The sequence below is a fragment of the Sphingobacterium mizutaii genome, from assembly GCF_900187125.1.
Lineage (GTDB): Bacteria > Bacteroidota > Bacteroidia > Sphingobacteriales > Sphingobacteriaceae > Sphingobacterium > Sphingobacterium mizutaii.
Window position 1 is genome coordinate 3859442 of the sequence record NZ_LT906468.1, and the last position, 12390, is coordinate 3871831.

Sequence of the window (12390 nt, forward strand, 5' to 3'; positions counted from 1 at the left end):
TGTTCGGCCTTTTACTTGTTATTTATTTTATATTAGGTTTCCTTCGATTCGCAAAATAATAGATCGGCACCCCCATTAGGATCAAGATAAAGCCCGGCCAAGTATATTGTGGTTTATACAGGATTAACAAAATACAGAATGCTGCGCCGATCAATAGATAAACCAAGGGAGGAATAGGATACAAGAAGGTTTTATAAGGTCGCTCGATGTCTGGCCTCTTCCAACGTTGATACATCATCGCCAGTACCGTGATCATATAGAATATCACGATCACAAAGGAGACCATATCCAATAGGTTCCCATACTGTCCGCTCAAACACAATAGCGAGGCCCAGATTCCCTGAAACCACAAGGACCTTTCCGGAACATCATTCTTGTTGTTCGGGATCGCCTGCTTCAGGAAAAGGCCGTCCTTGGCCATGCTCTGGAAAACCCTTGCACCTGAAAGCACAATTCCATTCACACATCCGAAGGTGGAGATCATCACCAACACTGCCATGATAATAGTCCCTGCACTGCCCAATAGCTTCTCAGCAGCCGCAATCGCAACCCGATCATTGGCAGCAAAAGCAATCTCTTCCCGATTCAGCGTCGCCAAATAAACATAATTGGCAAACAGATACAAGATCATCACCAAGCTGGTCCCTATCACCATCGCCATCACTACGGTCTTTTTTGCATTCTTGATCTCACCTGCCACAAAGGTTACATTTTCCCAAGCCACACTACTGAACACCGAACCCACCATCGCGGCAGCAATCCCACCAAGCAGCACATTTCCAGAAATTTCCTTCCAGCTCGAATGGTCCAAGTTCTGGGTTGCCGACCAACCAAAGCTCATGTTTCCTGAGAATTGGTTGCTCTGGATCAATAAAAGCCCACCTATGATCAGCGCCAATAGGGCAATGACTTTGGAAGAGGTAAAGACAGATTGCACGATCTTTCCACTTCGCACCCCTTTACTGTTGATAAAGGTGAGCAGCAAGATGATTCCAATAGCTAAGATTTGCATCCAGGTAATCATAAAACTGCCATTCTGATAAATGGGCGGGGCATCATTCAGTTGCGGAAAGAGGTAAGCCGCAAACTTCCCAAAAGCAACCGCAACGGCAGCAATGGTACCGGTTTGGATGACGGCGAATAAGCTCCAGCCATACAAGAAGCCAGTCATTTTCCCAAAAACTTCGGTGAGGTAGGTGTACTGTCCACCAGCTTTAGGATACATGGAAGAAAGTTCACCGTAACAGATTGCGGCAGCAATGGTCGCAATCGCAGTAATCAGCCATACGGCAATCAGCCAATAGCCCGACCCTAATTGTCGCATCATATCCGATGAAACAATAAAGATCCCACTTCCAATCATAGAACCCATGACAATCATAATGGAGTCCCATAAATTGAGTTTTTTATTCATAATTGGTTATAAATTTCACCAAACGTACAAATAATTTATATGTTAATAATTTTCTTATTTCATAAAATTGTTGTTACCACAATTATTAGCCATAAGAGTCAAAATACAGATTATCAAGGCATAGTAAAGAATTAGCGTATTGGCAATATTTTTTGAAATTGAGGAAAGTGGAGTGCTGATGAATGGTATTTCATTTTTAGAGATAAAACCTCAGAGATGTTCCATTATTTTAGCTAGCATGGCATGATGGCATGGATGTAGCGCAAAAACGCTGTTTCTTGGCAGTGCCATCCTGAGAATTAAAAATTTGGACTAAATTTATCGGAAGGTGATGACAGCATGTTGGCAATGAAAATAAATTAACTCATTTATTTTTTAAATATAGAACCCCAGAGGGGTTCCATTATTTTAGCAGGCATGGCACGTTAGCCTTGAAGTCGCTCAAAAACGATGTTCGATTAATCGAGCATCGTTTTTGCATTACCTCTATATTGTTCCATACCATTTTCTAAAATAATTCTGCCCTTCTAGGGCGGTACATTGCTAAAAATGCCTTTCTTTTTCCGGTGTCACACTGAGGAACGAAGTGTCTCGGAACCATACAAACCATGAATGGAATGGCGTATAGGTTCTCCATCTTCGATGGAGAATGACAAGGTCATGAGGGGCATTATCGTACAGATTCTTCACTCATCGTTCAGAATTGAAAGATTCCTGAGAGGGATTCAGAGCAAAGCGAAGAATCTATTTTATATTTTTTTAAGGATCGTTGTCATCGTAAGATGAAAAAACTGTTTTCTTTAGGAAGAATAGCAGAAAAATATTTCACCCCCGCTAGGGGTTATCCGTTAGACAATGCACACTTCTAAAAAGATTTCACCCCTTACAGGGGTTCCCAATTTCTACAAACACCTCCCCTTCCGAAGGAAGCCCTTTAGCACCCGGCTCATTTCCAATGGCGGAAAAATGGAAAGAATGCCGTTGACCTGTGCGATGGGATTGGCCTTGGAATGCTTCCAAAATATCATCCCATCAAAGGGGATGATATTTTGGAAGATATTCCCGACATCAAGGCATTCTTTTCATTTGTGTTGGATGGTGCGAAAAGCCATCTTAAATGAGCCGAAGCGTTTACGGATTCGAGTTGTTTTTAGTATCCGTGAGCTCCTTCGTCGGTTTGGTTACTTTTGCGCTTCAAAAGTAACGTAGAAAATCATGTCCCCCTGAATACCCCAAAATCAAACATTATCTTTTTGAAATTGTTTAATAAACTAAACACAGAAACTATGAATAGATATATTGGATTTTTGGCACTGGCTCTGACAACTTCATTGTTCAGCAGCTGTTCGTTAATTGAAGGAATTTTTAAAGCAGGGATGTGGTGGGGTATCATCTTAGTGATCGGCGCCGTTGTCCTCGTAATATGGTTGATCTCAAAGTTATTTGGTGGACGGGGAGGAACCAATTAAACTTTAACTAAAATTTCATTATCATTTAATGCGAATATCAGTAACTTCCCATCAAAATTAATCAGATGAACAAATTCATTTTGACCTTACTGATATTCGTAACTACTTATTATGCACAGGCTCAAGAGGGCTATCCTAGCCCGACTGACAAAGAAAACCTTCTATTCTACATCCAACACAATCGCGGCAAGAACACATTCATCTATGACCTCAATAAGAATGGTCAAAATAAATTGGATGAAGATGATCCTGTCCGCGTTTATCGTCAATTATTTGATAAGTCTGGAGAATTAAAACCGCTCACTGGTATCCAAAAAAACTTTGCCTATGGCATTGAGACCAGGGCCATCGACGATCGCACTTACGAATTAACGATCGTATCGCTCCCAAGCCAGAAATTTTACCTGTATCTACCGCCCAAAGGAAAGCCCTATGTGGTGACTACGGTCAATGGACTTAAATTTAAGGTCAACAGGATCTTCATTAGGCAGAGAGATGGAACCTCAGGATTGACCACCAAGGTCGATTACATCCTTTTTTATGGAACCTCCAAAAACAAAGAGGTTGTCGAAAAACTTCTTATAGATTAAATTATCCTTCCAAGATAGAAAAGAACAGCATTTTTCTGGCTTCCACCACATAGCACAGGATGGATATTTCATTTTTTTAACCGTAATTTCGCTTGCAGCACCTAAATCTTAAATAATAATGAGTGTAAAAATCAAGTATCCCTATAATCCAGGGTATCCTTCCGTAGCTGACTTAAAGAAAAGAGCGAAATGGCGCATTCCAAAATTTGCATTTGACTACCTGGAAGGCGGATGTAATGAAGAACTCAATTTGGCCAGAAATGAGAATGACTTTGATGACATCCTCTTAAAGCCCCAATATCTCCATGTTTCTGGCGATATCGATATGTCCGTAGAACTTTTCGGAAAAACATATTCAGCAGCTTTTGGCATTTCACCAATTGGCTTGCAGGGACTCATGTGGCCAAATGCTCCTGAAATTTTGGCTAAGGCAGCGGCAAAGAACAATGTGCCCTACATTCTGAGTACAGTATCTACCTCAAGCATTGAAAGAATTGCCGAGGTTTCCAATGGCGAAGCCTGGTTCCAGCTCTATCACCCTACAGAAGATCGCCTGCGTGATGATATCCTGAACAGGTTAAAGGCTGTTGAATGTCCAGTGTTGGTAGTATTGGTGGATGTCCCGTCATTTGGGCTTCGCTATCGCGAAATCAAAAGTGGACTATCCATGCCACCTAAAATGAATATCAGCAATATATTCCAAGCCATGATCTGCCCGGAATGGGGTATCAAAACCCTGAAGCATGGCATTCCTAATTTTGCCACCTTGCAGCCCTATATGGAAAAAGGCCTTGACCTATCCCAACTTGGGCAGTTCATGAACAAGACCTTCACCGGAAAAGTAAATATCCAAAAGGTTCAGGCTATCCGTGATATCTGGCAAGGTCCCCTAGTTTTGAAGGGCATCACGACCCAAGAAGATATGGAAGCTGCAATTTCTATCGGAGTAGATGGAGTTATTGTTTCCAATCATGGGGGTAGACAGATTGATGCCGGCGAATCTTCAATCCATTCCCTAATTCGACTGACACAAAATACAAGCTATGCCAGCAAGGTTAAAATCATGTTGGATGGTGGTATCCGCTCAGGGGTAGATCTGGGAAGAGCCTATGCCGTAGGTTCTGACTTCAACTTTATGGGTAGACCATTTATGTATGGAGTAGGTGCCTTAGGCGATGAGGGCGCTGACCATACCATCAACATGTTTAAAGCCCAGCTTTATCAAGTCATGCAACAATTAAGTATCGAAAATATCAAACAGTTCCCATCGAGATTATTGTAACTCGATAAGTTCTTGTAAAAAATAGGCTATAAACGATTTTATAGCCTATTTTTTTGTGCACAGCCCCATTTGATTTCGTTTTTTTGATGTACATTGGACAACTTTATGAAACAACCAATTCATAAAAATCGTTCAACCTAATCAACATGTTATTTAAACTTACGAACCTATTCTGGCTAATTTGCCTATTTTGTTTGCCTTGCCAACTCCTTCAAGCTCAAATCGAAGTTAAACTCAACAATAACCAAGAATTTAGATACGACCTAAAAAAAGGTAGTTTTTCATTATTACAGAACAAAAAGCCGGTATTTGAAAATGCCATTTCCTCCTATCAATTAAAAAACGGCTCCGTACAAGATGTTTCCTCATCCAACCCAAGAGCCTTAAAACAAAAATTCAAGGACAATGCCGGATCGGGCATCTGCTATTCCATTGAACACCTAAACAAAAACGGGACTAAAGCGATCCAAAATTTTTACTTCTATGAGGGCAGTTCTTTTTTCGTCATGGAGCTTGTTTTGAAGGGAAAGAATATCAGCTCTAATTCCTTATCTCCATTCCATTTAAAAGGACAAAACCTACTTCCGGGTAAAAACCTAAGCTCAGTCTTTGTTCCTTTTGACAATGACACCTTTATCGAATATAAACAACAGGATCTTGATTCTGAACCCTATGAAAGTTCTGAATTGGGAATATTATATGATCAAAATGATCAAACTGGTTTCTTGACCGCCTCTTTGGATCAATCTACTTGGAAGACTGGAATCCTCGCCAAGCAAGAAAATCAGCAAACTGACTTGGAAGTAAAAAATGGTTTTGTAAATGCAAGCATAACCCGTGATTCCATGGAGCATGGGTACATCTCGGGAAATCAAATAAACTCTTCCAAAATCCTCATATCCTATTCAAAAAATTGGCAAGATGGATTGGATGAATTTGCAAAATTCCAAAGGAAACTTTTCCCAAGTAACCTCAAACCATGGACGGATGGTACTCCTGTAGGCTGGAACAGCTGGGGCGTAATCCAGACCAAGCTATCCTGGGAAAATGCAATCGCAACGGTTGATTATTTCAAGGACAGATTGCCACGATTCAGAAATGAAAACGGAAAAGCCTATATAGACTTAGATTCTTTCTGGGACAATATGGTACCCGGTGGAATGGCTGGGGATTACAGCAAATTAAAGGAGTTTGCAGAGTACTGCAAAACTGCCGGATTGGAACCCGGTGTGTATTGGGCTCCATTTACAGATTGGGGACATGGTTCTGGACCCGATCGAAAAGCCGAGGGATCGGATTATACCTTTGGAGAAATGTGGACCAAGACCAGTGCTGGATACCATGACCTTGATGGTGGAAGAGCCTTAGACCCGACCCATCCCGGAACACAGGCCAGGATGAAATTTATCCTCGGAAAATTAAAGGAATGCGGATTCAAGATGATCAAGATCGACTTCCTATCCCATGCAGCTATTGAATCGAGTAAGTTCCATAACCCGAATATCAAAACCGGGATGCAGGCCTATGCAGTTGGAATGAGATACTTAAATGAACTCTTAGATAATCAGATGTTGATCTATGCAGCCATCTCCCCTTCCCTAGCCACATACAAGTATGCCCACATGCGTAGGATTGCCTGCGATGCTTGGAAGACCATCGATCAAACCGCTTACACCCTCAACTCCTTGACTTTTGGCTTCTGGCAAACCTATCTCTACGATTATATCGATGCTGACCATTTGGTATTTACCGGCGAATCACATGATGTCAATGTAGCGAGGTTCCTTTCGGGGGTAGTTGCAGGCCCGCTGATCCTTGGCGATGATTTTTCCCAAAATGAAGAGTGGCATAGCGTCATGGAACCCATCCTACAAAACCAAGAAATATTGAACATCATAAAAAATGGAAAAAGCTTTAGACCCCTTCCAATCATGCAGGATAATAGAACCAGCAATGTATTTCTAAAACGCGAAGGGAACAAAGCCTATCTGATTGCATTCAACTTTAAGGAAGGAAATGCACATTTTGATATCGACCTGAAAAACTTGGGCCTTACTGGAAACTACAACATATTGGATTTGATCAATAATCAGGAAAGTAAGGTAGGATCCAAGATGGAACTTGAATTTGAAAGCATTGGAGCTAAGATTTTTAAACTAGAGAAGGAATAGCTGTTTTCATCAAGAAACCATAGCCATCGTCAATATTACCTTTGCCGATCCATATAGGTTTTAATCAATAAAAGCAGATCGGAATAGCCCTTTTGAGACTTAATCATACCTATATCTTCATAAGTGGTGATAAAATCTCTAGTGGTTGCTTCTTGCATATAGATCTGTAAGGTAATCCTACAATCATTATCATTGATGGAATCCAATAGCACATTAATGGACAGTTTATAATCCTTTTTAAAGAGGTTATTGGTCCTAGAGAGATATCCTAATTGTATAAAACCCTCCTCACGATCCAATTTTTCAATGAAATAATCGTTCTCAAGCGCAAATTGCTTGAGATGATCAAAGGTCTGGTCTTGGGTAAAACCTACTATATCTATTGACTTATTAAATTCTTGTGCATTAGCCTGAAAGGATAGAATAAAAAACGTCGCTAAAATAAGGATGTACTTGATCGTTTTCATAATGGAGGATTTTCGCATTAGACCTCCACAGACTCTACAGGTTTAATAACAGCCTTACTTTCCTCCAAATTTTTCTTCGTAGGTTTTTTCTAAAGAGAACATTTCATCCCTCAATTTTGCTGCTTCCAAGAACTCCATTTCCTTGGCTGCTTTCTCCATACGTTTTCTGACAGTTTCAATCGCTTTCTTCATTTCCTTCTCACTCATATATTCGATCAATGGATCAGCCGCCACGGAAGCACCTGCTTCCGGCTCAATATAAGCCTTAGGTTCGCCTTTAAAGTCTGCCACGGAGGTTTGTTCCAAGATCTCCTCTTTGGTCTTCCCTACGGTCCTCGGCGTAATGCCATGCTCCAAGTTATAAGCAATCTGCTTATCCCTTCTCCGGTTGGTTTCATCAATGGTCACGCGCATACTATCCGTCATCTTATCCGCATACATGATCACCCGGCCTTTATCATTACGTGCCGCACGACCTATGGTCTGGATCAAGGATCTTTCCGAACGCAGGAAGCCTTCCTTATCTGCATCCAAGATGGCCACTAAGGTCACCTCTGGCAAGTCGAGTCCCTCCCTCAAAAGGTTTACTCCCACCAACACATCAAACTCGCCCAGACGCAATCCCCTTAAGATCTCCACCCTTTCCAAAGTCTTCACCTCAGAGTGGATATACCGAACCTTGATGTTCAATCGGGTCATGTATTTGGTCAACTCCTCTGCCATCCGTTTGGTCAAGGTCGTCGCCAATATCCTTCCCCCCTCTTTAATTGTTTTATCAACTTGCTCCAAGAAATCGTCCACCTGATTGACTGCTGGTCTGACTTCCACAACCGGATCTAACAATCCAGTCGGACGGATAACCTGCTCTACCACCACCCCTTCGGTCTGTTGCAGTTCATAATCGCCTGGAGTCGCCGAAACATAGATGGTTTGGTTGGTTAAGGATTCAAATTCTGGGAAGTTCAGTGGACGGTTATCCAATGCTGCTGGCAAACGGAAACCATGTTCTACCAAGGAAATCTTTCTGGATCGGTCACCTCCATACATCGCACGCAGTTGTGGAATGGTCACATGGCTCTCATCGATCACCAATAAATAATCCTCTGGGAAATAATCCAACAAACAGAACGGACGCATTCCTGGATCCCGGCCATCAAAGAAACGAGAATAGTTCTCGATCCCTGAACAGTAACCTAACTCCCGCATCATCTCTAAGTCGTAATTCACCCTTTCCTCCAATCTTTTGGCCTCCAGCATTTTTCCTTCATCCTCCAATTGGGTCTTTCTAGCAACTAGCTCATCCTGGATGGACCAAATGGACTGGGTAAATTTATCCTTTGGGGTCACGAAAAGATTCGCCGGAAATAAAGCTAAGCTTTCATGTTTCTCCAAGGTCCTGCCCGAAACTGGGTCGATCTCACTCAGTTCATCGATCTCATCCCCGAAGAACGAAACTCGATAAGCTACATCTAAATATGCTGGATAAACATCTATGGTATCGCCTTTTACGCGAAATGTTCCACGTTTAAATTCAGCCGTTGTACGTGCATAGAGGATCTCCACCAACTTATGCAAGAATGCATTCCTAGAGATGGTGGTCCCAACACCAAAACGGAAAATTGATCTAGAAAAATCCTCTGGATTTCCCATACCGTAAATACAGGAAACTGAGGAAACCACAATAACATCCCGTCTACCAGACATCAGGGCCGAGGTCGTTGCCAATCGCAGCTTTTCAATCTCCTCATTGATCGCCAAATCCTTCTCGATATAGGTATTGGTATGGGCAATAAAAGCTTCCGGCTGATAATAATCATAGTAAGACACAAAATAGTTCACCGCATTGTTCGGGAAAAATTGCTTGAATTCTCCGTACAGCTGCGCCGCTAGTGTTTTATTATGGCTTAATATCAAGGTGGGCTTCTGGGTTTGCTGGATGACATTCGCTACGGTAAATGTCTTTCCCGAACCTGTAACCCCCAATAGGGTCTGATAGGTTTCGCCCTGATCCACGCCACTAACCAATTCTTTGATTGCTCCAGGCTGATCACCTGTTGGTTTATACTCTGATGTTAACTGAAATTTCATAGAATGCCTTTCGTACACCTAAGTTATCAAATTTTATTCCCTTTATAGTTATCTGCCCTGCAAACAAACGAATCCGAAAAATTATTGTTATTTTGGTAGCTAACAAGACTTTTTGTCATGGTCACTATTCTAACGAAACAAAACAGCATTGCAAACCATTTCTTAGCAGAACTAAGGGATGTGAGGGTTCAAACAGACAGAATGCGATTCAGAAGGAATCTGGAACGCTTGGGCGAGGTCATGGCCTATGAAATCTCCAAAACCTTTGAATACAAATATTCTGAAGTAGAAACTCCACTGGGTGTTGCCAATACCCATCTCATGAGCATACAACCTGTAATTGCAACCATTATCCGTGCAGGTCTACCCTTTCATCAAGGTCTGTTGAACTACTTTGATTCTGCGGACTCTGCATTTATTGCTGCTTATAGGCACACGAAGAAAAGTGGAGAGTTTGAGATCCACAAAAAATATCAGAACACACCGAACCTGGATGGTAAGATCGTTATTATGGCCGACCCTATGCTGGCTACCGGACGCAGCCTGGTCTTATGCTGCAAGGACCTGATGAATGATTATGATATCAAGGAATTACATATTGCCACGGTCATTGCGTCGGAAGAAGGCCTACAGCATGTTCAGGCGTTTTTGCCAGAGGTACAGATTTGGGTGGGCGCCGTGGACAATGAGCTGACGAGCAAGTCTTATATCGTCCCAGGACTGGGCGATGCCGGAGACCTGGCTTTTGGCAACAAAGAATAGTTTAACCGCTAAAAAAGAAACAAATACTTAGCAATTTATTAACATATAACAATTAGATAATGAATCACATATCCGTAAATTTAATAAACAAATTTTCATACTATGGAATGGCAAAAATACAACGGAGAGACAATAAAACTTCCTTTATGGTCCGCAGTTGAGGAGACCATTGTAAAGGAGAAAGCTGCTGGCAATAAACTCAAGGTCTATATAGGTACCGACTCCCAAGTCAAAAGAGGTACCGTCGAGTTTGCAACAGTCGTTGTCTTCCTCAGAGAACACCGAGGTGGTTTTATGTTCATCAGAAAGGACAAGAAAAGTCACAACATGACCATCAAAGAAAGAATGCTCTTAGAAGTTCAGCATTCGATTGAAACCGCTTACGAACTTTGCCCCCTCTTAGATCAATATCAAATCGATCTGGAAGTCCACGCCGACATCAATACAAATCCAAATTTCCAATCCAATACCGCACTGAAGGAAGCCATGGGCTACATCCTAGGAATGGGTTTTATTTTTAAGGCTAAACCAGAATCCTTTGCCAGTACAAATTGCGCCAATAAATTGGTTCAATAAGCCTGCATAAAGGTTTCTTCGTAATTGAATCGCCACTTTAATTACTTCCTGTAATTGAAGGATGCCAAACTTACCCTCTCATTTTTGATCTAATCCCTAGGTCAGTAAAAATCTTCTCCCCTAATTTTTCTTAAAGTCAAGCTGATCTCTTTCGCCTCCATCTATTCAATATTTCAGTAATCTATGCTGTTCCATTTGGACCTCATTCGAGACACATTCGAGAAATGCCGAACTGGACAGAATGCTGTCCGAATGATTCTCGAATGATTCTCGAACATGCCTCGAATAAAACCCCTATTTCCAAATGATGATTGACCCTTGCAATGGAATTTTTTCTGACCATTATTTTTTAAAATGGATTAGAATGGGCACATTTATCAAAAATATCGAGATCTAGAGCATGCAGGACTTCCTACAGCAATTATATGAGCAGTTTCTGCTGACCTCTCCTTTGGAATGGTTGGCGACGATTACCGGTTTTCTTTGTGTTTATCTTGCCGCCAAGCAAAATATCTGGAATTGGCCGATCAGTATAATCTCCGTCCTGACCTACTTATACATCTTCTATCACAATAAGCTATATGGAGATTCTGTCCTGCAGATCTACTTTTTAGGGACAGCGATTTACGGTTGGTACTACTGGAACAAAAGGGCGCATTCGGAAGAGCGACCCATCAGTTCATTCAACAGCAAACAGATGCTGATGACCATTGGATCCATTGCTGTCCTTTCAGCTATTTTGGGCTTGGTATTAGACCGTTTTACCGATACAGATGTACCCTATGCAGATGGATTCTGTACGGCAACCAGTTTTGTAGCACAGTTCCTGATGACGAGGAAAGTCTTGCAAAATTGGCTACTCTGGGTATTTGTAGACATCTGTTATATCCCTTTGTATTTCCACAAGGACTTGATCTTGACGGCTGTCCTCTATTTGGCATTTGCCATTATCGCATGGAATGGGTACCGAGATTGGAAGAAAACCTATCAAAATTTTCAGTAATATTGCCCTTCTATGGAAATTGAAATAGCACATCCCTTTAAGGTTGCAGTGGTTGGGCCGGAATCTACAGGTAAATCGACCATGGCAAAATATCTTGCCAAAGCATTAGGAACGATATGTGTTCCGGAGTATGCTCGATATTATTGCAAAAACTTAAACAATCAATATACCTTACAGGATGAGGTCAATATGTATTATGGGCAGGTTGCTCTGGAAGAAGCATTGACCGCATCAGCAAGCAATGGACTCTTGGTCTGTGATACAACAATATTGACAGTGAAGATATGGTCCGATCATTTATTTGGCCATACCCCAAAGGAAGTAACTGAGGAAATCAAATCAAGGAAATATGACCTCTATCTCTTGATGGACATTGACCTGCCTTGGGAGGATGATCCATTGCGGGACTTCCCTACTGAAAGAGCCCACTTTATGCAAGTATGGAAAGATGAGTTGCATGCCATCCAAGCCCACTATGAAATCATTTCAGGACTCGATGAGGCCAGACTGCAAAACGGCTTGAATGCCGTAAAAAAGCATCTTAACTTATAAAATGAGAAAGCCGAGG

The 12390-nt window shown here is 41.7% G+C and carries 11 protein-coding genes; 8 read left to right on the top strand and 3 right to left on the bottom strand.

The annotated features are described in order from the left end of the window. Positions 1–22: 22 nt before the first annotated feature. A complete protein-coding gene (locus CKW03_RS16740) occupies positions 23–1414 on the bottom strand; it encodes an APC family permease (RefSeq protein WP_093100436.1) in 1392 nt (463 codons plus the stop codon). Between the two features lie 1286 nt (positions 1415–2700). Between CKW03_RS16740 and CKW03_RS16745 the strand changes: the two genes are divergently transcribed. From CKW03_RS16745 to CKW03_RS16760, 4 genes are all read left to right on the top strand, one after another. Then, positions 2701–2883 carry a hypothetical protein gene (locus tag CKW03_RS16745; protein ID WP_093100438.1) on the top strand — a complete coding sequence of 61 codons (183 nt, stop codon included), beginning with the start codon at positions 2701–2703 and terminating at the stop codon, positions 2881–2883. Between the two features lie 65 nt (positions 2884–2948). After that, entirely contained in the window at positions 2949–3473 is a 525-nt protein-coding gene (locus CKW03_RS16750) for a DUF4833 domain-containing protein (protein ID WP_093100439.1), read from the top strand. 118 nt (positions 3474–3591) lie between these two features. Further along, positions 3592–4755, top strand: a complete 1164-nt coding sequence (locus CKW03_RS16755) for an alpha-hydroxy acid oxidase (RefSeq protein WP_093100441.1) — start codon at positions 3592–3594, stop codon at positions 4753–4755. 146 nt (positions 4756–4901) lie between these two features. Further along, positions 4902–6926: an alpha-amylase family protein gene (locus tag CKW03_RS16760; RefSeq protein ID WP_139185520.1), complete on the top strand. Its 2025-nt coding sequence runs from the start codon at positions 4902–4904 to the stop codon at positions 6924–6926. 35 nt (positions 6927–6961) lie between these two features. On the opposite strand, the gene CKW03_RS16765 is transcribed toward CKW03_RS16760, so the two are convergent. After that, positions 6962–7393: a hypothetical protein gene (locus tag CKW03_RS16765; protein ID WP_139185521.1), complete on the bottom strand. Its 432-nt coding sequence runs from the start codon at positions 7391–7393 to the stop codon at positions 6962–6964. A gap of 54 nt (positions 7394–7447) precedes the next feature. After that, positions 7448–9481 (bottom strand): excinuclease ABC subunit UvrB, encoded by a 2034-nt coding sequence (gene uvrB / locus CKW03_RS16770; protein ID WP_093100447.1) that lies wholly within the window; start codon positions 9479–9481, stop codon positions 7448–7450. 117 nt (positions 9482–9598) lie between these two features. Between uvrB and upp the strand changes: the two genes are divergently transcribed. The 4 genes from upp (at position 9599) to CKW03_RS16790 (ending at position 12374) form a co-directional block, all read left to right on the top strand. Continuing rightward, positions 9599–10243: a uracil phosphoribosyltransferase gene (gene upp, locus CKW03_RS16775; RefSeq protein ID WP_093100449.1), complete on the top strand. Its 645-nt coding sequence runs from the start codon at positions 9599–9601 to the stop codon at positions 10241–10243. A 102-nt stretch (positions 10244–10345) separates the two neighbouring features. Continuing rightward, positions 10346–10819: a ribonuclease H-like YkuK family protein gene (locus CKW03_RS16780; RefSeq protein WP_093100451.1), complete on the top strand. Its 474-nt coding sequence runs from the start codon at positions 10346–10348 to the stop codon at positions 10817–10819. Positions 10820–11219: 400 nt separating this feature from the next. Beyond that, on the top strand, positions 11220–11822 hold the full coding sequence (gene pnuC, locus CKW03_RS16785) for a nicotinamide riboside transporter PnuC (protein WP_093100452.1): 603 nt from the start codon (positions 11220–11222) through the stop codon (positions 11820–11822). 12 nt (positions 11823–11834) lie between these two features. Further along, positions 11835–12374 carry an AAA family ATPase gene (locus CKW03_RS16790; RefSeq protein ID WP_093100454.1) on the top strand — a complete coding sequence of 180 codons (540 nt, stop codon included), beginning with the start codon at positions 11835–11837 and terminating at the stop codon, positions 12372–12374. Positions 12375–12390: the final 16 nt, after the last annotated feature.